The 24,099-nt window shown below is 56.6% G+C and carries 27 protein-coding genes; 26 read left to right on the top strand and 1 reads right to left on the bottom strand.

Features of this window, described 5'->3' with window-relative positions:
* Window positions 1-74: 74 nt before the first annotated feature.
* A complete protein-coding gene (locus MHM86_RS02920; RefSeq protein WP_239195524.1) occupies window positions 75-884 on the top strand; it encodes a hypothetical protein in 810 nt (269 codons plus the stop codon).
* Here MHM86_RS02920 and MHM86_RS02915 read toward each other — a convergent pair.
* Window positions 866-1,591 carry a hypothetical protein gene (locus tag MHM86_RS02915; RefSeq protein WP_239195522.1) on the bottom strand — a complete coding sequence of 242 codons (726 nt, stop codon included), beginning with the start codon at window positions 1,589-1,591 and terminating at the stop codon, window positions 866-868. The two genes, MHM86_RS02920 and MHM86_RS02915, sit on opposite strands and share 19 nt — an antisense overlap.
* 214 nt (window positions 1,592-1,805) lie before the next feature.
* Between MHM86_RS02915 and MHM86_RS02910 the strand changes: the two genes are divergently transcribed.
* The 25 genes from MHM86_RS02910 to MHM86_RS02790 all read left to right on the top strand — a co-directional run bounded on the left by MHM86_RS02910 (window position 1,806) and on the right by MHM86_RS02790 (window position 24,099).
* Window positions 1,806-2,126, top strand: a complete 321-nt coding sequence (locus MHM86_RS02910; protein ID WP_239195520.1) for a hypothetical protein — start codon at window positions 1,806-1,808, stop codon at window positions 2,124-2,126.
* A complete protein-coding gene (locus MHM86_RS02905; protein ID WP_239195518.1) occupies window positions 2,126-3,670 on the top strand; it encodes a recombinase family protein in 1,545 nt (514 codons plus the stop codon). The genes MHM86_RS02910 and MHM86_RS02905 overlap by 1 nt, the downstream gene beginning before the upstream one ends.
* A 142-nt stretch (window positions 3,671-3,812) precedes the next feature.
* Window positions 3,813-4,076, top strand: coding sequence for a hypothetical protein (locus tag MHM86_RS02900; RefSeq protein WP_239195516.1), 264 nt, complete (start codon window positions 3,813-3,815; stop codon window positions 4,074-4,076).
* A 142-nt stretch (window positions 4,077-4,218) separates the two neighbouring features.
* Window positions 4,219-4,749, top strand: a complete 531-nt coding sequence (locus tag MHM86_RS02895; RefSeq protein WP_239195514.1) for a hypothetical protein — start codon at window positions 4,219-4,221, stop codon at window positions 4,747-4,749.
* Between the two features lie 25 nt (window positions 4,750-4,774).
* Window positions 4,775-5,209, top strand: a complete 435-nt coding sequence (locus MHM86_RS02890; RefSeq protein ID WP_239195512.1) for a hypothetical protein — start codon at window positions 4,775-4,777, stop codon at window positions 5,207-5,209.
* A 14-nt stretch (window positions 5,210-5,223) separates the two neighbouring features.
* Window positions 5,224-8,376, top strand: coding sequence for a hypothetical protein (locus MHM86_RS02885; protein WP_239195510.1), 3,153 nt, complete (start codon window positions 5,224-5,226; stop codon window positions 8,374-8,376).
* Between the two features lie 12 nt (window positions 8,377-8,388).
* Window positions 8,389-8,928: a hypothetical protein gene (locus MHM86_RS02880; protein WP_239195509.1), complete on the top strand. Its 540-nt coding sequence runs from the start codon at window positions 8,389-8,391 to the stop codon at window positions 8,926-8,928.
* A gap of 11 nt (window positions 8,929-8,939) precedes the next feature.
* Window positions 8,940-9,452, top strand: coding sequence for a hypothetical protein (locus MHM86_RS02875; protein ID WP_239195507.1), 513 nt, complete (start codon window positions 8,940-8,942; stop codon window positions 9,450-9,452).
* 12 nt (window positions 9,453-9,464) lie between these two features.
* Window positions 9,465-10,112, top strand: coding sequence for a hypothetical protein (locus tag MHM86_RS02870; protein ID WP_239195505.1), 648 nt, complete (start codon window positions 9,465-9,467; stop codon window positions 10,110-10,112).
* The gene (locus tag MHM86_RS02865; RefSeq protein WP_239195503.1) at window positions 10,109-10,393 is read left to right on the top strand and encodes a hypothetical protein; all 285 of its coding nucleotides are present in this window, start codon (window positions 10,109-10,111) and stop codon (window positions 10,391-10,393) included. The genes MHM86_RS02870 and MHM86_RS02865 overlap by 4 nt, the downstream gene beginning before the upstream one ends.
* On the top strand, window positions 10,386-11,039 hold the full coding sequence (locus tag MHM86_RS02860; protein ID WP_239195502.1) for a terminase small subunit: 654 nt from the start codon (window positions 10,386-10,388) through the stop codon (window positions 11,037-11,039). Before MHM86_RS02865 ends, MHM86_RS02860 begins: the two co-directional genes overlap by 8 nt.
* 109 nt (window positions 11,040-11,148) lie before the next feature.
* Complete coding sequence (locus tag MHM86_RS02855; protein WP_239195501.1) at window positions 11,149-12,564, top strand: hypothetical protein; 1,416 nt, start codon at window positions 11,149-11,151, stop codon at window positions 12,562-12,564.
* Entirely contained in the window at window positions 12,561-14,663 is a 2,103-nt protein-coding gene (locus tag MHM86_RS02850; protein ID WP_239195500.1) for a hypothetical protein, read from the top strand. The genes MHM86_RS02855 and MHM86_RS02850 overlap by 4 nt, the downstream gene beginning before the upstream one ends.
* Window positions 14,635-14,883 (top strand): hypothetical protein, encoded by a 249-nt coding sequence (locus MHM86_RS02845; protein WP_239195499.1) that lies wholly within the window; start codon window positions 14,635-14,637, stop codon window positions 14,881-14,883. Before MHM86_RS02850 ends, MHM86_RS02845 begins: the two co-directional genes overlap by 29 nt.
* A complete protein-coding gene (locus MHM86_RS02840; protein ID WP_239195497.1) occupies window positions 14,880-15,212 on the top strand; it encodes a hypothetical protein in 333 nt (110 codons plus the stop codon). Before MHM86_RS02845 ends, MHM86_RS02840 begins: the two co-directional genes overlap by 4 nt.
* Window positions 15,213-15,264: 52 nt before the next feature.
* Window positions 15,265-16,428: a hypothetical protein gene (locus tag MHM86_RS02835; RefSeq protein WP_239195495.1), complete on the top strand. Its 1,164-nt coding sequence runs from the start codon at window positions 15,265-15,267 to the stop codon at window positions 16,426-16,428.
* Between the two features lie 24 nt (window positions 16,429-16,452).
* Window positions 16,453-17,421, top strand: a complete 969-nt coding sequence (locus MHM86_RS02830) for a phage major capsid protein (RefSeq protein WP_239195494.1) — start codon at window positions 16,453-16,455, stop codon at window positions 17,419-17,421.
* Between the two features lie 54 nt (window positions 17,422-17,475).
* On the top strand, window positions 17,476-18,036 hold the full coding sequence (locus MHM86_RS02825) for a hypothetical protein (protein ID WP_239195493.1): 561 nt from the start codon (window positions 17,476-17,478) through the stop codon (window positions 18,034-18,036).
* 73 nt (window positions 18,037-18,109) lie between these two features.
* Window positions 18,110-18,943: a hypothetical protein gene (locus tag MHM86_RS02820; RefSeq protein WP_239195491.1), complete on the top strand. Its 834-nt coding sequence runs from the start codon at window positions 18,110-18,112 to the stop codon at window positions 18,941-18,943.
* Between the two features lie 4 nt (window positions 18,944-18,947).
* The gene (locus MHM86_RS02815) at window positions 18,948-19,676 is read left to right on the top strand and encodes a hypothetical protein (RefSeq protein ID WP_239195489.1); all 729 of its coding nucleotides are present in this window, start codon (window positions 18,948-18,950) and stop codon (window positions 19,674-19,676) included.
* Window positions 19,676-20,314 carry a phage tail protein gene (locus tag MHM86_RS02810; RefSeq protein WP_239195487.1) on the top strand — a complete coding sequence of 213 codons (639 nt, stop codon included), beginning with the start codon at window positions 19,676-19,678 and terminating at the stop codon, window positions 20,312-20,314. The genes MHM86_RS02815 and MHM86_RS02810 overlap by 1 nt, the downstream gene beginning before the upstream one ends.
* Window positions 20,311-21,765, top strand: coding sequence for a hypothetical protein (locus MHM86_RS02805; RefSeq protein WP_239195486.1), 1,455 nt, complete (start codon window positions 20,311-20,313; stop codon window positions 21,763-21,765). Before MHM86_RS02810 ends, MHM86_RS02805 begins: the two co-directional genes overlap by 4 nt.
* Window positions 21,717-22,178 (top strand): GNAT family N-acetyltransferase, encoded by a 462-nt coding sequence (locus MHM86_RS02800; RefSeq protein WP_239195485.1) that lies wholly within the window; start codon window positions 21,717-21,719, stop codon window positions 22,176-22,178. Before MHM86_RS02805 ends, MHM86_RS02800 begins: the two co-directional genes overlap by 49 nt.
* Window positions 22,179-22,195: 17 nt before the next feature.
* Window positions 22,196-23,152, top strand: coding sequence for a tail fiber domain-containing protein (locus MHM86_RS02795; RefSeq protein WP_239195484.1), 957 nt, complete (start codon window positions 22,196-22,198; stop codon window positions 23,150-23,152).
* Complete coding sequence (locus tag MHM86_RS02790; protein WP_239195482.1) at window positions 23,152-24,099, top strand: hypothetical protein; 948 nt, start codon at window positions 23,152-23,154, stop codon at window positions 24,097-24,099. The genes MHM86_RS02795 and MHM86_RS02790 overlap by 1 nt, the downstream gene beginning before the upstream one ends.

The following is a 24,099-nucleotide window of genomic DNA, read 5'->3' as shown; positions in this document are numbered from 1 at the left end:
TTGAGCGTGCCTTTACAAGATCTATGGCTCGAATACAGGAATGTTTTGATCAACCTTGGGCACAAGACCCAGTTTTGAACATCGTGGGCCACGTTGGTTTCTTTTCTTCGGTGACGCAGACACCTGACTTGGTTGTGCAGGTTTCGACAGGTTGCCTAACCGCTCTGGAGGAATTGCAAGCTGAGACATCAGTCACATTCAATCTAGAAACCGCTCTGCAATGGCTGATCCTACATGAATTGCATCACGCTGATCTTGGGCATTTTGAGATGATGCGGGGCGTGCCTACCCTCAATCTCGTAGCCCGTGCTGAGGCGCAACCCGTATGCCTCAACACCCTGCCTCAAGATGATTGGCCAAAGATCGCACCATGCCTTGAACTGCAAGCCGATCATGATGCAATGGAAATGATGCTGGGTTCATTCGATGAGTTGGATGCGAGTGAACTGCGCGAACTCGTCGCCAGTATTACAGCCGCCATTGTTCTAATAGAGCAAGCCGGCGCCGGTCGTGAAGCTGATCTCATCACCCATCCAAAGGCGGCCACGCGCATTTTTCAACTGCTTGGTCATGTCGGCGAAATGTGGGCGATCCCAACGCAAGTGAACGGTGCGCCGTTGCCTCCCGAACAACAGATACAAGCGTTCAGCAAAGACGTGATCTTGCCTGCATATTTTGATGCAGTCTCTCTGGCCAAGGCAGCGGGAGCCGAAGCCATCACCGCCGACCTTGGGTCGCCTGAAGCGTTCTTTGCCGACATTGCAAACGCCAAGTTGCGGCGATGGGATGCCCTGATAACATCCGGGGCGCAGGAATGGGCGAGCCTTAAGTCTGTGAATGAACTTTTGCTGCCGCTTTTGCCGAATTACTTAGCATCCACCTGAACACTTAGAAGATGCCATTCACAATTGTCAGACGCAGACGGAACCTCATCTCGTTTTGGCAAAGCGTCGCGCTCTGGTGCGATCAAGACCACGAACTTATGTGGCCCAGCGTCATGGCGCTCTACAATCGGGTCTGGTTTAGCGTCTGCAGCGATGGGTAGAAGTTGGTCTCCGGCCTCAAGCTGGATCGTCAGGCTGCCATCAGAGACAAGCGGAAGGCTGTGCCACTTTCCAGCGTAGATTTGGAAGGCAGCCGAATATCCAGCATCTACGCAACTAAGCTGTAAACAGAACGGTTCACCTAACTTAATCGTCTCATCTGATGCGGTAGTCTCGCGGGCACGTTCCACTAACCCAAACGACGATTGTGAAAACCTCACCAGCTTCAATCTACCACTTATCGCATTTTGGTTGAGATGTTCATCCCATGCATTCGTATGCGGTTTAGGAAATAAATTGGGATCGACCGCGTTCGCTGCTGATAGATGATGTTCGGCGATCCATGCATGGATGAGCTTGGCCTTGGGTCGTCCAATTGTTCCGCTTCGGAAATTAGATAGATAGTCCGTTCCGGCCACCAATTCGTGTCCGAAGGCTTGCTCCATAATGGCTTCCACACTCGTGTTGGCGGCGTCTGCAATCGCGCGAGCCACGAGGTAAAGGGCAGCGCGGTCGGCTTTAGTGGCTGTCTTCCAATTAATATTCACATCAAAATCCTTGCCTAAAAACTACCCGATTTTACCCGCAACCTACGGCCAATACACGGTTATTCTAGGGTATCCAGATCACGAAGCCAGAACATTCGAGCTTTGGGTCTTGGGAATAATATCCCATAGTGTTCCACTTATGTTCTCTCGTAGTGAGGGATTAAAAGGAGACCTAAAAATCAGAGAAACGCCAGACGGCAGAAAGAGACAGGCTATGACCGAGACACCCCCAGAATTTAACCCCGAGACCGCACCACCTGCGCTGACGATTGATTGGGATGCCTATCTGCCGTTCTTTGAGAATGAAGACATTTCAGAAGAACATAAACGCGAGTTGATTGAGGCGCTGTGGACGATCATGGTCAGCTTCGTCGATCTGGGATTTGGCATTCACCCAGTCCAGCAAGCCTGTGGACAAGAGGTGAGTTTGCCTGAATTGCCCAAGGGTGATGTGGTAAACTCATCCCATACCAAAACAACATTTGAAAACGCCGCGCGTCCAGATGGGGACGCGCATCAAGAAAGGAGTCGATAATGGAAGCAAACCAAAGAGCAGTCATCTATGCGCGTGTGTCCAGTCTGGCACAATTGAAGAAGGGCGACGGCCTCGCTTCGCAAGAAAGCCGATGTCGGGAATACGCCCGCTTCAAGGGCTATGAGGTCGTGGAAGTCTTTCAAGATAACAAATCGGGCGGCGATGCAGACCGCCCAGCCATGATGGCCTTGCTAGACTTCCTGTCTAAGCAATCTGAAACCAGCGTCGTGATCATTGATGACATCAACCGTTTCGCGCGGGACGTTGTTGGACATTGGCAGCTTCGTGCCATGTTGGCGGAAGCAGGGGGCAAATTGGAAAGCCCGTCAATTGAGTTTGGCGAGGACAGCGACAGCATTTTGGTGGAGAACCTGCTGGCCTCGGTATCGCAACATCAACGCCAGAAAAACGGTGAGCAGACGAAAAACCGTATGCGGGGACGTGCGCTCAACGGGTACTGGGTGTTCCGCGCCCCGATTGGATATAAATTCCAGCGTGTTTCTGGACACGGGAATATGCTGGTGCGCGATGAACCCATGGCCTCCATTATTCAGGAGGCTTTAGAAGGCTTTGCTTCCCGCAGATTTGAGACACAGGCCGAGGTGAAACGGTTTCTGGAAAGCCAGCCGATCTTTCCTAAAGACTTCGACGATGGCACCATTCGGTTTGAGCGGGTGATCCGCCTCATGACCCGCATTCACTTTGCAGGCTATATTGAAATTCCCGATTGGGATGTGTCTTTGCGCAAAGGCCATCATGAAGGGCTGATTTCGCTTGAGACCTACGAGACAATCCAGCAACGCATCAAGGAAGGCGCACGAGCGCCCGCACGCAAGGATATCAATGCCGATTTCCCTTTGCGTGGTTTTGTCTGCTGTGACGACTGCGGCACGCCTTTGACCGCCTGCTGGTCCACCAGCAAATCAGGAAAGAAACATCCTTATTATCTCTGCCATGCCAAAGGCTGTCCAAGCTACCGCAAGTCGATCCGTCGCGATGTTCTGGAAGGGGAGTTTGCGACTTTGATGCAGGGTCTTGCCCCCTCTGAGGGCATCTTTGCCTATGCTAAGGGCATGTTCAAAGATGCATGGTCTCAACGCTCGGCACAGGCCGAAGCGAACAGGCGCATATTGCGCAATGAACGTGATCAACTCACGAAGCAGATTGAAGCGTTCATGGACCGCATCGTCGAGGCGGATAGTCCTACAATCATCACAGCCTATGAAAAACGCATCGAAAAGATGGAGCGCACGAAGTTGATTTTAGACGAAAAACTGGAAAAACAGCCAGCAAAGGCGCATACCTTTGAACAATTGTTCGAACACGCCATGCAATTCCTCTCAAACCCTTGGAAACTCTGGGAAAGTGAAAATCTGCTAGGGCGTAAGAACGTGCTACGATTGGCCTTTGCAGATCGGATTTCATACTCACGTGAAAACGGACTTCGAACACCAAAAACCACCTTACCATTCAAGGTGTTAGAGGGGTTTTCTATCAATAAAAAGATAATGGCGGAGAGACAGGGATGCGTACTTGATGTTTAGATTTGGCGAAAAATGGACAAATTGACCAATTAAAACAACCGCTTAAAAGACATGGTGTCTTAAATATAATTTGGTAAATTTTCATTTTTCGTGTCAAAAGTCGTGTCAAAAGTCGTTCAAGTCAATCGGGGGATAATTTGGCATGGCCATCAGTCTGAAACTGTTCACGCACGGCAATTCCGAACCAGACATTGAGGCATTCGTGACCAACGTTAAGCGCATCGCGGACACAGCCGGTATCGAACTCAACATCGTTGATCTGGCAGGGGAGCCGATTGCCGCAATCCACAATCACATCCATGAGATCCCAACGCTGGTGATCGAGCAAGAGGGGGTAATGCCCGCATGCCGTGTAGGAACGGCGCCTTTTGATTTGCTTCAAAAGACAATAATGGATCGGATTTAGATAATAACATGATCCAAAAGGCTTGATTTTTTCCGGCATATTGGGCAGAAGTTAATCATCGGAAGATTTGGTTTCTTTTGGTTTACAACGAACCCCCGCCCGCGTGAAAACGTAGGCGGGGGTTTTCTTTTGGAGAACATCCATGACAGTCCAATATTATGAAGCCGGCCCACAGCGCGTGGTGGCCGTTATCGACGCCGTGGGCGATGTGACGCCATTTGTCGGCGTCGGTATCAGTGAGGATGTGACCCGCAAAAACGGCTTCGCCACAGGAACCCGCACTGACCGCAAGGATGAGATCCTGCGCGTCGGTATCCGCCGCATCCGTCAGGGCGTCATTGTGCGATCCGAAAAAATCATTGCCGCCAATATCGGGGGTCCGTGGGCAGACGTCGCCGGATTGACCGGAGCAATGGGCAGCAAGAAGCGCGTTCAGCTAATCACAGACGGCACCATCGACGCCGAATTTGCCGTGGTGTTCAAGCGATGGGAAGACATCACAGATGCAGAGCGCATCGAAGTCGCCCGTTATGACACTGTGATGGCGCAGGGCTTGGTCTCAATTGTCGATGAAAGCGACGGGGCGGCCGGCTACGGCTTCTATGCCGTCGAATGCTTGTCGCTCAACAGCGGCCAATATGCCATCCAGCTGATCGTGGACGACCCGTACTGATCCCCCAAAATTCAGGAGAATTGTCATGACTGTGGTGTATTCCAAGTCCGAAAAGAAAGGCACCTCGGCAAAGCCCGTTGTGCGTGATGTGGCTGTTGGTAACGCCGCTGGTGATGCAACCGCATGGATGCCCCTTGGCGACGGCGAAGTGACCTTTGCTGTCTACGGCGCGACCATCAACGGAACGCGCTATGAAACCGACCAGAGCGCACAGAGCCGCGAGGTGGCGCACTACCGCTGTGACGCAGGCTCTATCGCTTCCAGCGTCGTGATCGAAACCAAGCAGTCCTATGAGGACGACGATCAGGCGCGCGTCCTGACCACCATCACCGGCCCCGACTACGCCAAAAACATGGTCATGGCCGAACTGGGCGACTACGTGCGTCTGCGCATTCTCACCAAAGACCCCGCTGATGAGGCCGTCTACATGGCGATGGCCCGCCGTGGCAGCGAACAGTAAGCGAGGATTTACCGATGGCTGACACTAACCTCATCCCCGTTGACATCATTCCCGATCAGGCCGACCCGTTGGCGGGCGGGGCAGGTGGCGGTACCACCGGCCTTGCCTCTGGCGCCCTGTCGGGCAACACGCTGACGCTGACCGCCAACGATGGAAGCGTCATTACCGTGAACGTCGCATCGTTGATGGACGACACCAATCTGGCGCGCATCACCTCCGCCTCACTGACAGGGGTAACCCTGACCCTGACCCGCGACGACACAAGCGATGTCACCGTGGATCTGTCTGGCCTGCAAACCACTTTTGGTGCAGCCACTACGGCAGCCGACGACGCTACCGGCGCCGGCGGATCATCCACCAATGCCGCGCACGCCGACCACAAACACGCGGCGCAGGCGCCGTCTGGCGATGCCAACAACGCAATCACCGTGGGCACTGACGGCCTGCATTTCGTCACCATCCCAGATGAGGTGGTACGATCCACCACCAACCTGACGGGTGCCGCGCCAGCGGGTACTGAATGGGGCGTGAACATTGCCACCGGCGCCGCGTTTTTTGTTGACCCGTCCGGCAATTGGCAGCCCGTGCCGACGGCCACTGTGGACATGAACCTGACTGTTGCGGATGCGGCAGGAAATGACATGGGGCTTGCCCCTCTGTCGGCACCTGCATCGCCAGACGACGGCGATGTCCACCTTGAGGTCTACGATGATGGCGCGCGTTGGTTTACTCGCACCAATGGTTCGTGGGCAGTTTCCGCGTCGTTCACCGGCATGGCGGCAGTGTCTCCGGCCACGGGCATTAGTCCTGCATCTGACGACGCTGCCGGCGCCGTGGGCACCGTGGCGCGATATGCCCGTGAGGACCATAAGCACCCAGCACAGGCGCCGTCTGGCGATGCAGAGCAGTTGCTTAAGGCTGGATCAGACGGCCTGCACATGTTGGACCCTGATGACCTGATCTCTGTAGACGCAGACAATGATCTGGTTAAAGGTTCTGACGGCAAGTTGTTTGTGCCGGAAGACCGCAAAATTACCTTTCATAATGCAGCGGGATCAAACTTGGGGGCGGTTCCCGCAAATGCGCCAACTGGTGCCAAAGAAGGCGACATCCATGTTGAAGCCTACGATGATGGGGTGCGCTGGTTTGAATATTACGACACACCACCTCTCCCCGCTGGCTGGCAAACATCTCTGACGCACGTCAAGGCCGCAGGGAAAACCCGCGTCTTCATCCCTAACTCTGGGATGAACCCCAGCGCGTCTGGGGCGCCGACAGATGCAGAAGCTCAGGCCGTTGTGAATGCTGGTGGTGCGGCAAACTATGACCGCGTTTTCTATTACAACGGGACAGATGACAGTACCAATGATGCCACCTATGCGTGGCTGTCCGATCCAACCAACGGGAAATTGACCCGTATTCTGGAGCCGACCACCTCCGCAAAAGACCGCGTGTTTTTGAGCAACACGACCGTTGACCCCGACACTCGCCTACAGCCAACAGATGCAGAGGCGATCACCGCCATTGGCGCGGCAGTGGATGTGCTGGCATACTACACCGGCACCGACACCGCCACAGATCCAGTGACGCACGCATGGCATGTGGACGCCTCCGGCAACGTGTCGCGTGTAGAAACGCGCTCCCTCACCCCGCGCGGCAATACCGCTGTATCCGAAACCCTTGCTCGTGAGGGCGTTTACCGGCTCGACCACAACGACGATGCGTCGTATTCGATCACTCTGCCTGATGCTGTGGGTTCTCAAGAAGTGCGAATTGTGACCTCCGGTGATGGGGAGGGTATCCCCGCGAATGGCGGCGCGTCGGTTAATAGTGGATCGCCAACGCCATTTGATCCCGCGTCCGACATCACGTTGAACGCAAACGGTCAGACGATCATTCAGTCTTTCGTGGCTGAATACACAGGTCGCGTCATCACTATGGAGATTTATGGTGATGAGGACGCAGGAAATAGCCCGGGTGCCAGCAGCAATACGTTTCAGGTATCGCTTTATGAAGGCGAAGGGACTGGCGGCACCCTGATTTCGCAAAGCAGCAACGGTAATTTTGGAAGCACACGATACCTTGCATCATCGCTTGGCGGCGGGGCTTCGCCGGGGGAGTGGGATACTGTTCAGGGTCAGACCTACACGATGGTGATTGAGTATGTGAAAGTCACGGGGCCGATCTTCGAGATGCGGACCACAAACACAAACCCAGCACCCTTCACCGGATTTGATGTTATCGGGCCGAATGGCTCGCCGGTTGCCGGGCAGCAGCTTGCTGTTGAGTTTAAGTATAATGCTGGCGCCACCATCGAAGCCACAGATACAACCATTTCCGTGCCTTCCGGCCAGAAGCTGAATGGCGTGACAGACGGCACCTTTGACATTCCTACGACAGGCGGCATGGCAATCATTGTTGACGCTGGCGTTGGTGAATGGTCCGTAGGTCTGTTTGAGCCGGAAAAGGCGGCAGATCCGGCGCCCAGCACCACCAGTCAAGCAGTGACTGAGATTGTCCTAGATTGGACCGATGTAGCCAATGGCGGGACCGTCGCGACGGGCAAAGTCTGGAATACGCTATCGCCCGAATTTCAGGAAGTGACTGTCTATTTTGAAGGTCACGTCGGCTCCACATTTTACTTCCAAGAAGTCAGCGTTCGAGTTGAAGACTTGAAGACTGGCGGGTTTTTCCACGCTGTAGACGGCATACAAAACGCGGACTATAAGGCGGCGTTCAGCATCGCAGATATGACAACCGACGGCCTAGTGATCGACCTGCGGAATTGGGCCACACCTACTCGGGTTAAAATGGTGGCAAAACGCGCCCAGCAAGTTGTGATCCCAGAAAGCGAAGCAACCGTTGTTCATGATCAGAACAACTATCTGGATATTGGCAATAAGCGCATCCAGTGGGGCATTCAGCCGGGTAGCGACAGCGCGGATACCATTGCTCTGCCTCAACCCTTCGCGAACGCAAACTACTCACTCAGCTTCGCACTTGAAAGCGTAGGCTCCCCCGGCATCGCCATTTCATCTGGAGGTGATGTAGACTTCACCTATTGGATTGTATCCGGCAGCAAAACCACGACGCAGTTTCAAGTTGATCGCGACGACGATGTGAATAGTGCGCAACTCAACTGGACAGCAATTGGCGACAAGCCGTAAGCGATCTATTTGATGGCAGTGGCTCAAAACATCGTCGGCGGAAGTATATTTCCGCCGATGCAGGACAGCGCAGAGGTCGAAAACGTCAGGGTCGATGGCAATCATCTGGTCTTGACGCTGGTGGATGGAAAAGAGTTTCGTGCGAACCTCGCCTCCACCGCGCCCGCGCCGCCCTCAAGCGACGCCGGCAACCTCCTATCGACTGGCTCGGATGGTCGATATTTCCTCAAGAAAGAGGATGTTACACAATACACCCGTGTCACCTTCGGCAGCACCAATGCTGCGGTAGGTGAGCGAGTCAAAATGATGTCGGCGGGCAGCATGCTGTTGCCCTCGGCCCCCGCCAGTGCTGATGAGGTCTTGGTCACAGCATTTGGCGGCGTAGTGATGGTTGCCCCTGCGGGTGGCACCACGATCAACGGGGGCAACCCCAATTTCAAAATCTCTACTGGCGAAACTTGGCTGTTCGTCCTTGGTGCTGGCGCTGATTGGAAGTGCGTTCACTGGGGCGGCAAGGCGGCTGGGTTCATGTCTCTACCAACTGCACCGTGAGGATCTGAACGATGGCGTTTCAACTTACAGACCGACTGCCCCTTAACCGTGGTGGCACCCCAGGCGACGGCGACAGCGGCGACTACTATGTCGAAACCGTTACTGAACTGAAAAAGCTGATCGCGGCCATTTCCGCGGATGCAGGGAACCTGCTGACCAACGGCACCGATGATGGCGTGTTTTTGAACAAGGCGGCCGTTGAGGCGGCCGTGGACGCCGCCACTCTGGCCTATAACGCTGGCACCAATATCCTGACTTTCACCGACCACAACGGCGCCCCGACGACTATTGATCTGTCTGCGCTGACCACCGATGTCTATGTGAATGGCGCCAGCATTAACGGCGCAGGTCAACTTGTACTGACCGACAACGATGGCGGCACCGCTGACATCACCGTTGACCTGTCTTCTTACATCAACAGTGTGACCGACAACCAAGCGGCTGGCACCGTGACGCTGGCGTCCGCTGGCGGCAGCACTGTGGTCAAGAAAACCGCTTGGATGAGCGCCCCCACGGCGCCGTAAGGTATCTGATAAATGCCTTGGCAGCTTGAGGATCGCCTATCTCTGAACCGCAATGGCGTAGTTGGGGATGGGGATAGCGGTACTTATTACACCGAGACAGTTAAGGCCATGCTGAACCAGCATGCGCCTTACCTGCGCGACTTCACGGGCCAGTATTTGCTGGACCCTAACGAGGTCAACGGTGTGGGGGTGCTTGGCCCCAACGATCAGAGCCAGACGGCCGACTTGGGCGACGTGACTGCGCTGAACAACCTGGCAATAGGCGCGGGAATGACAAACTCTCTGGGGGGCTGGATCTTCCCGTTTGATGTGAAGCTGACCGGCGTTGATGCAATCCACGACAATTCCAACGGGCTGGCAGAGGCGTGGGGCTGGATGATCTGGCACACTAGCTTTTCATTCAACAGCAACAACGAGGCGTTTCAGGGGTTCCTTCTGAATGAATGCTCAACCGGCTTCGGGCTGCGCGATTATCAGAACCCGTCCAAGCAGCGCACCAGTGTCACCACAACCACCTCCGACATTGGCGGACCAACGCTGGCGGATGTGGTTATCCCCGCAGGCAACATGGTCACTCTGGGGGTAGGCGCCCCGACCGCACCAAGCGCGAACTATTTTGTCCGCGTGAACGCCGGAAATTTGAGGTTTGAACGCGCATGACCTTCCAAGAAATGACAGATCAGCTTTTGCCATATCTGGCGGGGACCGCCATTGTCGGGGGCGTCGGCGTGGCTATCGCTGTGAAGGGCATCAAGACAGACATCGCCAGCGTCCGTGAAATCGTGGAGCGCGGTTTCAAGTCTATCCACGAGGATATTCTGGAATTGAAGCGTGTGTCTCACGATCACGACGAGCGATTGCGCAAGGTCGAAATCAGCCAAGCATTCCGTGAAGGGCGCGACGGCGCTCTGGGGCACCCTGCGGAGGATGCAGATGGGTAAGCACCCCGACACGATGGCAGAGGCGTTTTGCCAAGCCTACGCTCAAATGCTGGATGCCAAAAAGGCATATATCCACGCTTTCAGCAATGTCGCGGGTGAGTTCTTTGATGCCAACGGCGGCGTGGGGCGACGCCATGAAAACATGATGCGCCGGAAAGGCGTCAAGCCGCGTATCAACGAGTTGCTGTCCCAGCGGTCGATGGCAAGCGAAAGCCGTGTCCGTCATGAGTTTGAGGCAATCGCCTTTGCCAAAATCACCGATGTGGCGACTTGGGAAACCAAGGAATTACTGGATGATGAGGGCATGCCGATTGTGGACGACGCAGGCAATCAACAGATGGTTTCGCACCTTCAGCTGATCGACAGCGACGAGTTGTCGCCCAAGGTTTCGGCGTCGATCAAGAGCATCAAGCAGACCAAGTATGGCCTTGCGATTGAGATGCACGACAAGCTGGCTGCGCTGAATAAACTGGCGCTGACCCACCCAGCACTGCAGGGAAACAAAACCGGCGGTGATGGCGACGATGATGTGCCGGTGCTGACCCTGTTCAACAGCGAGAACGGCGACATTCAGGCTGAGCTGGAGGATCTGCAAAATCGCGAGGATCTGGCGGCCGCCACGCAAGACGACGAGGAAGACGAGTAGGATGCAGACCGTTGCCTTGGGCTTACAACCAAAGCAAATCCAAGCATTCAATTCAAAGGCAACAGAGATTTTGTATGGGGGGGCCGCTGGTGGCGGGAAAAGCCACCTGATGCGCGTGGCCTCAATCGCTTGGGCAATGGAAATCCCAGGTCTGCAAATCTATCTGTTCCGCCGTATCTTCGATGATCTGGTGAAGAACCACGTAGAGGGTCCGACCGGATACCGAAACCTGCTGCATCCGTGGGTCGAGCGCGGCAAGGTCGAGATCATCGAAACGGAAATCCGGTTTTGGAACGGCAGCAAGATCCACCTGTGTCACTGTCAGCAGGAAAAGCACCGCTTCAAATATCAGGGCGCTGAAATACATGTCCTGTTGATTGATGAGTTGACGCTGTTCACGGATAAAATCTACCGCTTCCTACGCAACCGTGTTCGCATGACAAACATCAAGTTGCCCAAGAAATACGAGGGGCGTTTCCCTCGCATATTGTGCGGATCGAACCCCGGCAACGTCGGGCATTTGTTCGTGAAGAAGACCTTCATCGACGGGCAAGAGCCTCTGCGTATCTACCGCACGGCCCCGTCAGAGGGCGGCATGATGCGCCAGTACATTCCGGCGCGTCTGGACGACAACAAGGAACTGTTAAAGGCCGACCCGAATTACATGGATCGTCTGTCTGGTTTGGGGTCTGACGCGCTGGTGAAGGCTATGCGGGATGGCGACTGGAACGTGATCGACGGCGCATTCTTCGACCGCTGGGATGAAGATACGCATGTGATCAAGCCGTTCCGCATTCCGGCGGAATGGACGCGCTTTCGTGCGATGGACTGGGGCTATGCAAAGCCATTCTCTGTGGGCTGGTACGCTATCGCTGACGGCAGATACGGCGCGTTCCCGCGCGGTGCTTTGATCCGGTATCGGGAGTGGTACGGGATCAAGACAGATGAGCATGGCAAATTTGAGGACGACAAAGGTGTGCGCCTCGATGTGGAGGAGGTCCGCGACGGCATCTTGGCCCGATCCAAGGGCGAACAGTTTGCCTATACCGTGTGCGACCCCGCGATGTGGGGCAGTCAGAGCGGCCCGCCGCCCGCCGAAACCCTCTATAACGAGGGCGGAAAGGGCATCAAGTCGCTGAAAAAGGCGAATAACGCGCGTGTCGGCACGGGCCAGAACCCATCTGGCGGCTGGGATCAGATGCGGGCGAGGCTTAACGGCCAGATGTGCAGCGACGGGCAGAAGCGCCCGATGTTGTATTTGTTTCAGAACAATATCCATGCGATCCGCACAATCCCCGCGCTTATCCACGATGAGGACCGGCCGGAGGATCTGAACACAGACATGGAAGACCATTGCGCGGACGAGGTTCGGTACGCTTGCATGAGCCGTCCGATCATCATCAAGCGGCCGCAAGACAAACCCCGCGCACCGCGGGCGGGGCATGTCGAAAGCGGAACTATGATTGCGCCGCCTCTCGGCACCCCCGAAGGCTGGCAGGCACCCCAAAAGGATCTGGATAGATGAACGTAGCCGTCACGACGGGCGAAACCGGCATTGATACCCGTGAGGATGCCTATGGCACCGACGCCGCCAGCACGCACAAATACTGGATAACAGAGATTGAACTGGCGAAGCGCGCGCATTCGCAATGGTTCAATCAGTCCGCTGATCTGGTGAAGCGTTACCGTGGTGAGAAGAAGCAGCGCGGCCGCAACCAAATGAACCTGTTCTGGTCGAATGTGTCCACGCTGCAGCCGGCGTTGTTCCAGAAGATGCCGAACCCAGCCGTGGAGCGCCGCTGGAAACAGCGTGACGCCGTATCGCTCATGGCTTCGACTGTACTGGAGCGCGGCATTGCATTCATGGCCGACAAACACGACGCAGAGGGTCATGTGAAGGCATGCCGCGACGACTATTTGATCACTGGTCGGGGCGTCCTCAAGGTGATCTATCGGGCGAAGGTTGATGAGGGGCGCCAGCCTACCGAACAGGAGATCTACAGCGCCATTCTAAGCGGGCAGGAGCCGCCCCAGCCGGTGCCGCCCAGCATCAAGAGCCAGACCGTGCGCCTTGAGCATGTCGCGTGGAACGATTTTCTCTGCAGTCCAGAGGGCGTTTGGCGCAAGAAGCGCTGGGTTGCGTTCCGGTCGCGGATGAACCGCAAAAAGCTGGTGGCACGGTTTGGCAAGAAGGGCGAGGTGGTTTCCTTGAACCAAAGCCGCCTGTCGCAGACAGAAAATGAGAACAACCCAGCCGCCCAGATGTTTCAAGAAGTGGATGTTTGGGAAATCTGGGATCGCGAAGAGCGCAAGGTGATCTGGATCACTGACGGCTACACTATGGGGCCACTGGACGAGAAAGACGACCCATACGGGTTGGAGAATTTCTTTCCGTGCCCCAAGCCAATCCAAGTGATCGAGACATCCACAGACGCAACGCCGGTGCCCGAATACACGCTGTATGAGGATCAGGCGGCCGAGGTGAACCGACTGACAAACCGGATCTATTCGCTTTCGGACAAGATCCGCGCAGTTGGTGCTTTTGCAGGTCAACACCACGAAAAGCTATCGAAAATCCTGACCCAAGAGGACGGCACACTGGTGCCCATCGACAACTGGATGTCGATGATGGAGGGGCGCGGCCTGCGCAACCACATCGAATGGGCGCCGATCCGTGAAATGGTGGAAACGCTGCACCAGCTGCAGCAGAGCCGTGATGTCGCAAAGCAGGATCTGTATGAGGTGTCCGGTATTTCGGATGTGGTGCGCGGCGCGTCTGACGCAGCAGAAACCGCGACGGCACAGCGGATCAAGGGCCAGTTTGCCACCCTGCGTCTGGATGAACGCAAGCGCCTCATCGCCCAGATGATCGCAGAGGCTTGCGGGATCATGGGCGAGTTGGTCGCAGAGCATTTCGAGGCGCATATTTTAGCCGCTATCTCCGGTGTGGAAATGGCCGAAAATCAGATGCGGAAGCAGGCGGAAATCACCCGTCTGGCTTTGGCTGGGGATCAGGCTGCCGCACAGCGCATGTCGAATGACCCGACGTGGGAGGACGTGGTGCAGCTGTTGCGCGACGATTACCGCCGATCCTTCGCGATCCGTATTGAGACAGAAGACACCATTGAGGTGGACCGTCAGGCCGATAAGCAGCAGCGCATTGAGTTCCTGACGGCCTTTGTCCAGCTGATGCAGGCCATGAACGCGGTGGTCGCCGGTGGGGCTATGACCTTCGATATGGCGAAGGAGATCATCATGTTCTCAGTCCGCGGCTTTAGCCAAGCGCGGGATCTGGAACAGGTTCTGGAGGACATGCAGCCACCGCAGCAGCCGGATCAAGGCCCAAGCGATGCAGAAATGAAGATGCAGTTGGAGCAGCTGAAAGGTCAGATCGACCTATTGAAGCAAGCGCGCGACCACCAATTCCAAGCAGCAGAGGGCGACAAAGAACGCGCTGCGCAGGTGGCCGCTGAGCAGATCCGCGCCGTGGAGGGCGGCAAGGAGCGAGGGCTGCGCGCCCATGAGAAGGCCGCAGACATCAACATCCAACGTGAGCAGATGGCAACACAGGCTCAACAGCAAAAGGAGAGAAGCAATGCCCCTGTATCTGGTGGTAACAGCTGATATTGACGGCGCCCGCCGTGACTTGGAGCAGAACAACAACCTGCAGGCGCGTGGCCGTGACCGTGGTTTTCTGCCCGATGGGCGTCAAGTTCTGATCATGCACGAGAGCGCCGTGGCGAAATCAGCGCACGGTTTTGAGCTGGAGGGTTTCGAGTATCGCTTAACCCCCAACACCGGCGTGCACGACAACCAACTGAACGCAATGGTGGTGCCGCAATGAGCCGCTTGTGTGATCCAGATAAGTTCGGCCGCATCTTCGCCAATCCGGTGCCTGCGCCGCCTGCGCGCAAAGCCCGTGGCAGCTATGACAAGCGGTCGCGTTCAATTGGCGCCCCGCGTCTGGTCCGCGACCAAATGGACCCGATTGTCTCCCAAGGCGACGGCCAGACTTATGACAGCAAATCCGCCTACTACCAGCACCTGAAACGCGATGGTCTGGAGATCGTGGATGCCAAGCCTGAACAGCCGGTGATCGAGGACAAGCCGGTTGTGACGACCGAAGACGTAAAGAACGCCTTTGAGCAGTCAGTGGCAGAATTGAACCGATAAGGCGTTCGCGCCTTTTTGAATGAATGACGCGCCCTTTTGGGGCGCTTTTTTTATGGAGAGCGAAACAATGGACACCCAAGCAGAGAGCAACAACGAGCCGCAGATGTCGATGGCAGAAGAAGCCACCAAGTTGATGGAAGAAAGCGCGGCTGAACTGGCCGCTGGCAATGAGCCAGCCCCCGCCAAAGCGGCAGATCCGGTGCCAGCAGAAACCCCTGCGCCCGACGCAGAGGTTCCAGCGCAGGAAGCGCCCGAAACGCCGGCTCAGACCGAGGAAGCGCCCGCCGCAGACCCCGATAAGGGGCAGCAACCCGAAGATACGCCGGCCAATACTGAGAATGATCTTCTGGCAGGGCTGAAATCGCTCAATAACGAGGAGCGCGAGGCGCTGGCAAAGCTGCCCGCTGAGGCGCAGGCGCCAGTGGTGGATTTCATCAAGCGGCGTGAAGCCGATATGGAGCGCGGTTTTCAGAAAAAGACGATGGATATTGCGGATCTGCGCCGCGATTATCAACCGTTGCAGGACATGTTTAAACCGCACATGGATCAGCTGCGCCAGATGGGAGCAACGCCGTTCACCTACATCAAGCGCCTGACCGATCTGGATCAAATGGCGTCAAATAACCCTGATGGCTATGTCGATTTTATCTTGGACAACTTGAATATTGACAAGACCAAGCTGATTGAGCGGCTGGGCGGCAAGACCAAGAGCGACGAACCAGATGATTTCTGGGGCGTTGACGCGCCCGCGGCACCTCAGGCGCCAGCACCCGCACAGCAGCCCCAAGCGACCCCTCAGCCGGCGCCACAACAGCCGCAACAGCAAATGTCATTCGCCAATACGGCTAATCAAGTTGACAATCCAGCCCTTGCGCAGGTACAAGAATTTCAGAATGCTATGGAAAATGGCGTTCTGAAACATCCGCATTTCAACATGGTCCGTCAGGACATGGCAGCACTTGCGAATGTTTATCCGGGCGATGACCTTTCTGAATTGTATCGGAAAGCCTGCCTCGGCCGGAGCCTTATCGCGGAAGCCCCGCCGTCCCTCCCTGCAGCGCAGGGCGATGAGTTTGAGGCAGCCCGCAAAGCAGCAGCGCGCGCACAGACGGCATCCTCCGTTGCCTCATCTGAGCCGGCAGCCCCGACAGCACCAAATTTTGACGACATGTCCTCTGCCGAAATCTTTGAGCATTTCGCGCAAGGCGGTCGCTGATAACTCTCGTTTAGGAGAACGGCCATGTCTGCGCCAAACGTCAACTACGGTGAAGCTACCGTAATGACCCTGAACAAGCTGAAAAAAAAGATCTACGACAACGTGACCAGTCACGCTGCGCTGCTTCGTCGCCTGAAATCCAAGGGCAACATGATGAAGGAAGACGGTGGCCGTGAGATCCAGCTTGACATCGAATACGCCGAAAACCAGACCGTAAAGCGGTACTCTGGCTATCAACAACTGGACATCAGCCCGTCCGAAGTGTTCACCGCCGTGACCTTCCCGTGGCGTCAGATGGCTGTTGCCGTCACCATGTCCGGTCTGGAAGGACTGATCAACAGTGGGGACAGCGCGCGCTACAACCAGTGGGGCCGCCGGATCGACAATGCGATCAAGTCCATGACAAACGCCATTGCGTCCGATATTTATTCGGATGGCACGGCCGATGGTGGCAAGCAGATCGGCGGCTTGCAGCTGCTGGTGCCCGACAACCCGCTCAACAACGTAGGCGGCATCGACGCGAACGTGTGGGACTTCTGGCGTAACGGTGTGTATTCGTTTGCGGCAAACGGTGTGACCCCCGGTCAGAACCGCATCCAGTCCGCAATGAACTCGATGTATCTGAACACCACCCGTGGTTCGGATCGCACCGACCTGATCGTCTGCGACAACACCTACTACTCCTATTATTGGGAAAGCCTGCAGCAGATCCAGCGGATCACCTCTGCAAATGGCACCGCCCAAGCAGGTTTTGAAAGCCTGAAATTCATGGGTGCGGATGTGATGTTCGACGGCGGCCTCTGGGGATACGCGCCTCCGGGCATGTACTTCCTGAACACCGACTACATCTACTTCTGCACCCACAAAGATCGGGACTTCACCCCGCTGGATAAGCGCGGTTCCATCAATCAGGACGCTGAAACTCAGCTGATCACCTGGGCGGGGAACATGTGCATCAGCAACCGGATCTTGCAGGGCCGGATCGTCAGCTAAGGGGTAGGGGCTTCGGCCCCGCCTCATCGTAATCTCAAATCAGAGGACAGTATCATGACTGCCACCCCGATCACTGAGAAGTTTCATCCCGTCGAAACGGTTGCTGGCCTGCCGGCAATGAACCGCGTCCATGATGCGGATGACTTCATCAACGAACGCTATCTGGCCTCCGCGGGTCAGATCATCGACTGCACCTTCCGCAACAGTTCCGCCCGCGCCATGCTGGTGAAACTGCCGACTGACGCAAAGTATGGCGACTTTCTGGCGCTGAACGGTGACGACTTCACCACTACCCGTCTGGATGGGGCAAATGCCGGCGTCCGTATCGGCGTCTGCACCGCTTCGGTTGATCCCCAGCGCAACAATCTGACCAAGGATCTGTATGGCTGGATTATCATCGAAGGCCGTACCATCGCGCGTCTGGATGCAGGCGTCACCAACGGTACGGAATTGAAAAACGCCCCCGGCAATCTGGGTCTGGGCATGGCCGCTGGCGCCGTGGATCTGGGCGCCGTGGCAATGTCGGACACCGCAACCGTGCCCGACACCGTTTCGGTTCCCGACAACCTGCCGTCCTACGGCATTGGCTTCGGTGAGGTGTATGTGAAGGGCTAACCCCCGACACATCGCAAGAAATCAACCAGCCCCTCCGGTTCGCGCCGGTGGGGCTTTTATTGGAGAGCATGACATGAACACCCTTCGCCAAAACTTTGAGGCACCCGAAGCTGGCACTGCCTTCTTGGGCAGCAACGCAGGCGTACCGACCCAAGCGGTTGGCGTGATCCCGCAGTTTTACATGGGCACCGAAATTGACGGCAACGCCAGCCGCCGACAGGGCCGCATCATCCACAAGAACGTGGAAATGGTTCTGCTATTGTTCGCTGGCAGCAACAACCAAAGCATTCGCCGCAAGGTGTTGCCGGAAGATCAGAAAGCATATGCGCCGCAATACCGCGCGTTCAAGACGCAGAACGCACAGGTTCCTGATGGCACGGCGTTGACCGAATGGCCCAGCATCGACCGCGCGACCGCCGAAACCCTCAAGCTGATGAATATCCTGACCGTCGAACAGCTGGCAAATCTGTCTGATGGTCAGTTGATGGATTTGGGCATGGGCGGCGGCAAGTTGCGCCAGAAGGCAATCGACTGGCTGCAGATCAGCCAAGGCAACGCCGACGCAATGCAGATGGCTGAAAAGCTGCGCGAAATGCAGTCGCAGATCGACGCACTGACGCGCGACAACGAGGCGCTGCAGACCACGGTTGAGAACCAGAGCCGTGTCGCTGAAATCGCCGCCAACGTGTCGGGTAGCCGCAACCCCCTGACATCTGGCCTGCAGGCGCCCTTGAGCGAACCGGCATCCGACCCGTCGCTGGATCGCATGCTGCTGGAAGCCAACGGCTTGGACCCCAGCAACGCGGCGGCCGCAGCTGACGTGCAGCAAAATCAGGGTTTGGACACCTTCGATGATGGTGAGCTTGAGCCGCTGGAACTGAACAAAGCCATTCTGGAGGCTGAGTAACACTATGCCTTTCAGCCGCAGCATTCTGGAAATCGTCAACGAGGCGTCGGCCTCTGCATCTGTTTCGGCGTTGCCCGCCATCTTTGGCACTGCAGCGATTGCCGCCCCGACTGACGAAACCACGCGGCGTCTGAAAGGCGTTATTCACGACGCTGCACAGTTTCTGAACCGTGAAACCGTGTGGCAGAGCCAGTGGCGCACCGCGCAATTCACTGTGCCCGCGGGCGACGAAAGCGTTCCGTTTCCCCCCGATATGGACCGCATTCGTTCCAACACCTTTTACACGCAGAGTCACCAATATGACCGTGTGCATGGCAATGCTACGGCTGAGGAATGGCGCTATCTGAAATCCGGCAACTACAGCCCGTTTGTGGATCGTTTCCGCATCGGCGCAGACCGGATCTTCATCTATCCCACGCCAAGCGATCAGATGGTGTTTGATTTCGAGTATGTCAGCGGCTTTCCGTGGGTGGACATCAACGGCTATTTCCGTGGCTTCTGCACCAGTGACGATTTCCGCAGTGTGTTCGATGATTTCGTCCTCAAGCTGGAACTGAAATGGCGCATCCTGCGCGAATTTGGCGAACCCTATGCGGAAGAAAAGCAGGAGGCAGACGAGGAGTTTGCCAAGCGCAAATCGCAGGAGGCGGCCGCGCCGTCTATCCGGTTTGGTAGTCGCGATAGTAGCGGTCTGGCGGGCTACTATGAAAGCAACACAGTGGTGCTTGGATAATGCCTCAACCCACCATCAACACCACTGTCACAGAAAACCGTCGCCGCACTCGCCCTTATGACGCCAAAACTGGCATTGCCAACGCCTTGCAGTCCATCCTTGACTACATCGTGTCGCCCTATGTCACAGCCGTGAATGTCGGGGATCTCAAGCCGACTGTGAACCCTACGCCAGACGCGGGTTGGCTGCTGTGTGATGGCAGCACATTTGATGCAGCGGCCAATCCTGAATTGTCCGCATTGCTGGGCGGGAATACCCTGCCTGACTTCCGTAACCGCGTTCCTATGGGGGCTGGCGGCGCCTATGCCGCACTCAGCACCGGCGGCGCGGCCAGTGTCTCGCTTTCCGTTGCGCAGCTGCCCCCGCACGATCACCCCGTCAATGACGCAGGGCACACACACACGGTCACAGATGCAGGACACACCCACACTGAAACTGGGGTGGTGCAGACTGCAGAGGCGGCAGTGGGCGTCGGGCAGCCGGTATCGGCGCCAGCGCCCGCGACAACCGGACCCGCGCAGACCGGCATTACTATCAACAACGCACAATCTGGCGTCACCGTGGGCAATGCTGGCGGCGGCGATCCTATCGACATAACACCCCCGTATGTGGGCATTTACTGGTGGATAAAAACATGAGGCGCATCATCCCAGAGATAGCGGGGCGCCCCCGCCAGCAAGACACTCCTGCAATTCTTCCCGTCAACGGAATGGACGCGGCCGGTTGGGAATACTCGCTGCCCGCTGGCACCGCCTCACTGCTGGATAACTGGTTCATCGGCCGCAATAACGAGGTGACTATCCGTAAAGGCTGGCAGAAGGTCGGGCAGTGTGCGTCAAACATCGCCTCTACGCTCATGCCATACGAGTTGAACGGCAAGTCGCAGTTGCTGTGCAGTAGCCAGGGGATAATTACCGACGCACTGACTGGGCAGAGGATCTTTGTTCATGGTCTAGGCAGCGCCAAGGCATCCTATACCCATATCTCAAACCACCTTGTCGTAGCGACGGCCGGCAAGCTGTTTTCCTACAATGGCACCACCTTTCAAGAAGAAGTCTGGACAGGCGGCCCCACGGCAACGCGCATTAGCGGGGTGCTTTCGCACAACGAACGGTGTTTCTTCTGGGCTGAGGACAGCGCCGATTTCTGGCATGGCGAAACGGGCGCAATCCGCGGGAATATGACCCTATTCCCACTGTCGCAGCTGGGCAGTATTTCAGGCAACATCGTCAGTATGGCGTCGTGGACGGTTGACGCTGGACATGGCTCAAACGACGTGCTGGTGATCATGACCAGCAAGGGCGAGGTGATCGCTTACGAGGGGATCGACCCAAGCGATGCAAGCGACTGGCGCCTTACCGGCCGCTTTAAGCTGCCGGATGTAATCCCGTCACGCCGCGCTGCGTTCAAGCATGGCTCAGACCTTCTGATCCAAACGAAATCAGGCGTGATCAGTCTGTCGAGTGTGTTCCGGTCTGCTGAATTATCAGCGGTACGCAACTTCTCTGAGCCGGTGGATGCGCTTTATGTGGATCGCGCTTACTTAGGAAACTACGGGGTTTGGGTTGGGCTGCAAGATCCGCACGGCAAAATGCTGATCCTCAATCAAGAGAGTAGCGACGGAGAGATCCACCAATATGTGAAGTGCCTAGAGGCCGGTGTGTGGGTGCGCTTTACCGGCATCGGCGCGGTGGACTGGGCTACTTTCGATGGAAAGATGTATTTCGTCACTAAGGGCGGAACCATTGGGGAGTTCTGGACCGGAGAAAAGGATTACCTCAGCAGCATCACCGCGTTTGCGGCGCTTGGGGGAATGTCACGGGAGCAAGAGGCTTCAGTTTCTATGGTCCACAATCTGTTCAGTTGTGACAGGCAGATCATGATCGAGGCCAACATCATCAATGGGCAGGACGACACCATGTCGATGTCTACGGCGATCATTCCTGCATCGCCCTCGGCGTTAAACAATCTGCCTATCAACGGTCGCGGCGACACGTTGCAGCTGACTATCACCATCGACAACGGAGAAGGGGCGGTCAAATGGCGGAAGTGTTCCGTTCGGATGAAGCAGGCCAGAGCGCGGCTGTAGTCGGGCAGCTGGTCCTGCGCGCCGACCGTGTTGTTGCGGATTGGGTGGCAAAAAGACTGTCGGCAACCCCTTGGGCGGGTTCCTTCGCGGCCATTGGTGTGCTAGATAAAAATCGAAGTGGATTGATCGCAGGCGCGGTCTACCACGGGTTCGACGGCCGCAACGTGATCATGAGTATTGCGGCTGACAGCCCCAATTGGTCCCGAAAGGGCATCCTTAAATCGTTGTTTCACTACCCCTTCAATAGCCTCGGCTGTCAACGGGTCACTGCCACTGTGGACGAAAGCAATCATCGTTCACTACGGCTGTGCCGTGGCCTTGGCTTTGTTCAGGAGGGGATAATCCGGCAGGGCGCAGACGACGGCGACGTTGTTCTACTGGGCCTTCTCAAAGCTGAATGTAGGTTTCTCTAATGGGCAAAACACCTCGCATGCCAGACCCAATTAGCCCTTGGGACATGGCCGCAGCGCAAAGCCACTACAACCGCCTGAATAGCTATGGCCCTAACGGCAATGTGGTCTACGGCCATGTCGGTGATGATGGGCAGTTCGTTGCGGGTCGAGGAGGGCGCGATCAACAACAGGCGATGCAGACCGAAGAAACCGAGTTCCAGCGTCAGTTGCGCGAAGGCAACGAGGCCGGAACCCTTGGGTTGCAGAGCGCCGTTCTCGGCAGCTACGGACTTGATGGTGAGGGCGGCGGGGCGCTACCCGGGGTGCCTCAGATCGAAGATCAGAACGGTATCGCGCAACAGTATTTCGACGCCAATGTGGGCCTGTTGACGGAGCATTTCGGGCGCGATCAAGAGCGCATGATGGGGCGTATGCAAAACCGCGGCTTGCCTGTTGGATCTGCCGCCTACGAAGACGGCATGCGTCCGGTCATGGATGCGCAGAACCGTGCGCTTACCGGACTTTCTGCAAACGCCATCAATTACGCAGGGCAAGAACAGAGCCGGCGCTTTGGGCTTGGCCGACAGGCGCGTGACAGTGCGATCAACGAAATCACAGGCGTGACCTCTGGCCGCTTTTCTCCGTCGCCATTGGTTCGCGGTGGATCACCCAGCAACATCGACGTGGCCGGTATGATGCAGAGCAATTACGATGCTCAAATGGCGCAAGCCAATGCGCGTCAGGCTGGTCGCAACGCAATGTTCGGCAATCTGTTTGGGATTGCTGGCGCTGCGCTATCCGACCGTCGCGCCAAAACAGACATTCGCCGCGTTGGGAAAACCGATGGTGGCCTACCCGTCTACGTCTACCGATACAAAGGCGACAGCACCATGCAGATGGGCGTTATGGCCCAAGAGGCGCAGGATAAGTTCCCAGAGGCTGTTGTGGAGCGCCCCGATGGGCTGTTGGCTGTAAATTACGGGGAGATCCACTGATGAGCGGACTTGCTGAGGCATTGGGTATATTTTCTGGGCGCATGGGCGCGGAGAAGGAGCGCCGCAGTGCTGACACTATGAGCAAAGGCGCTCAGCGTGGCGCATCGCTTGCAGACGCGCTGTCGCACACCGGCGGTTCGCTTTCGGGCGGCGGGGTATCATCCCCTTCGATGTCCCCCCGAACCAAGCCCAAAAACTCTGGCCCCAATCTTGGGGACGCGATCAACGCAACCGGCACCAAAATGGGCGAGGGTAATTCATTCATGGATCGCATGCGCAAACCGGAAAACCGTGCGCGCATTGCAGAGGCGCTGGGGTATCTGGCGCAGTCCTATGGTGCCAGCCCCAACAACCCGTCGAATATGGCGGCACAGCGCATCCGTGGGCAAATGGCCGACGACAAGGAGAGGCAGGAGCGTCAGCAAATGATCGACTTTCTGCGTCAGTCGGGCAAGGCGGTGCCGGGTGCTGAGTTTTTGGAGAATAGCCAGATCCAGAGCATGATCTTGGCGGGGGCGAAGCCCAAGCCGCCGCGCGTCGGCCGCGGCGGTGGTGCTGGCGGCAACGGGGCAATTTCTGGCATCAAAAATCAGATGAACAACAGCCTTGCGGCTGCACTTGCAGACGGTACGATTTCCCCAGAAGAACAGGCGGGTCTTGATGCGTTGAAGTCCCAACTGAACCAAGCTCAACAATATCTTGCCGGTCCCGAAAAGAAGTACAAGCCCAGCGTTTTCGACAAGAGAAAAGAGCATTTGGATGCGCTCTACCACGGCAACCACATTACTTGGGATCAGTATTTCACCGCGCTGCATCGTCATGAGCTAGAGGAGCCTCTGTCTCTTGATGGGGAGGCGCCACCCTCAGAGACCACGCCTCTCCCGCGCAACGGTGGAAGCCTACCCAAAAACGGCACCGCAGCAGACCCGCTAGGCATTCTGGACTAA

This window comes from Thalassobius sp. Cn5-15 (assembly GCF_022347685.1).
Classification (GTDB): domain Bacteria; phylum Pseudomonadota; class Alphaproteobacteria; order Rhodobacterales; family Rhodobacteraceae; genus Thalassobius.
Note: the sequence above shows the minus strand (reverse complement) of the source record. Positions and strands in the feature narration are given on the sequence as shown.

What these genes read in the sequence shown, in the direction of transcription:
- MHM86_RS02900 (WP_239195516.1), top strand. Translation starts at nt 3,813, where the DNA reads ATGGCCATCAGTCTGAAACTGTTCACGCACGGCAATTCCGAACCAGAC.
- MHM86_RS02850 (WP_239195500.1), top strand. Translation starts at nt 12,561, where the DNA reads ATGAACGTAGCCGTCACGACGGGCGAAACCGGCATTGATACCCGTGAG.
- MHM86_RS02825 (WP_239195493.1), top strand. Translation starts at nt 17,476, where the DNA reads ATGACTGCCACCCCGATCACTGAGAAGTTTCATCCCGTCGAAACGGTT.
- MHM86_RS02845 (WP_239195499.1), top strand. Translation starts at nt 14,635, where the DNA reads ATGCCCCTGTATCTGGTGGTAACAGCTGATATTGACGGCGCCCGCCGT.
- MHM86_RS02880 (WP_239195509.1), top strand. Translation starts at nt 8,389, where the DNA reads ATGGCAGTGGCTCAAAACATCGTCGGCGGAAGTATATTTCCGCCGATG.
- MHM86_RS02820 (WP_239195491.1), top strand. Translation starts at nt 18,110, where the DNA reads ATGAACACCCTTCGCCAAAACTTTGAGGCACCCGAAGCTGGCACTGCC.
- MHM86_RS02835 (WP_239195495.1), top strand. Translation starts at nt 15,265, where the DNA reads ATGGAGAGCGAAACAATGGACACCCAAGCAGAGAGCAACAACGAGCCG.
- MHM86_RS02875 (WP_239195507.1), top strand. Translation starts at nt 8,940, where the DNA reads ATGGCGTTTCAACTTACAGACCGACTGCCCCTTAACCGTGGTGGCACC.
- MHM86_RS02885 (WP_239195510.1), top strand. Translation starts at nt 5,224, where the DNA reads ATGGCTGACACTAACCTCATCCCCGTTGACATCATTCCCGATCAGGCC.
- MHM86_RS02800 (WP_239195485.1), top strand. Translation starts at nt 21,717, where the DNA reads ATGGCGGAAGTGTTCCGTTCGGATGAAGCAGGCCAGAGCGCGGCTGTA.
- MHM86_RS02890 (WP_239195512.1), top strand. Translation starts at nt 4,775, where the DNA reads ATGACTGTGGTGTATTCCAAGTCCGAAAAGAAAGGCACCTCGGCAAAG.
- MHM86_RS02805 (WP_239195486.1), top strand. Translation starts at nt 20,311, where the DNA reads ATGAGGCGCATCATCCCAGAGATAGCGGGGCGCCCCCGCCAGCAAGAC.
- MHM86_RS02810 (WP_239195487.1), top strand. Translation starts at nt 19,676, where the DNA reads ATGCCTCAACCCACCATCAACACCACTGTCACAGAAAACCGTCGCCGC.
- MHM86_RS02870 (WP_239195505.1), top strand. Translation starts at nt 9,465, where the DNA reads ATGCCTTGGCAGCTTGAGGATCGCCTATCTCTGAACCGCAATGGCGTA.
- MHM86_RS02795 (WP_239195484.1), top strand. Translation starts at nt 22,196, where the DNA reads ATGCCAGACCCAATTAGCCCTTGGGACATGGCCGCAGCGCAAAGCCAC.
- MHM86_RS02830 (WP_239195494.1), top strand. Translation starts at nt 16,453, where the DNA reads ATGTCTGCGCCAAACGTCAACTACGGTGAAGCTACCGTAATGACCCTG.
- MHM86_RS02855 (WP_239195501.1), top strand. Translation starts at nt 11,149, where the DNA reads ATGCGCGTGGCCTCAATCGCTTGGGCAATGGAAATCCCAGGTCTGCAA.
- MHM86_RS02865 (WP_239195503.1), top strand. Translation starts at nt 10,109, where the DNA reads ATGACCTTCCAAGAAATGACAGATCAGCTTTTGCCATATCTGGCGGGG.
- MHM86_RS02860 (WP_239195502.1), top strand. Translation starts at nt 10,386, where the DNA reads ATGGGTAAGCACCCCGACACGATGGCAGAGGCGTTTTGCCAAGCCTAC.
- MHM86_RS02910 (WP_239195520.1), top strand. Translation starts at nt 1,806, where the DNA reads ATGACCGAGACACCCCCAGAATTTAACCCCGAGACCGCACCACCTGCG.
- MHM86_RS02895 (WP_239195514.1), top strand. Translation starts at nt 4,219, where the DNA reads ATGACAGTCCAATATTATGAAGCCGGCCCACAGCGCGTGGTGGCCGTT.
- MHM86_RS02790 (WP_239195482.1), top strand. Translation starts at nt 23,152, where the DNA reads ATGAGCGGACTTGCTGAGGCATTGGGTATATTTTCTGGGCGCATGGGC.
- MHM86_RS02815 (WP_239195489.1), top strand. Translation starts at nt 18,948, where the DNA reads ATGCCTTTCAGCCGCAGCATTCTGGAAATCGTCAACGAGGCGTCGGCC.
- MHM86_RS02840 (WP_239195497.1), top strand. Translation starts at nt 14,880, where the DNA reads ATGAGCCGCTTGTGTGATCCAGATAAGTTCGGCCGCATCTTCGCCAAT.
- MHM86_RS02905 (WP_239195518.1), top strand. Translation starts at nt 2,126, where the DNA reads ATGGAAGCAAACCAAAGAGCAGTCATCTATGCGCGTGTGTCCAGTCTG.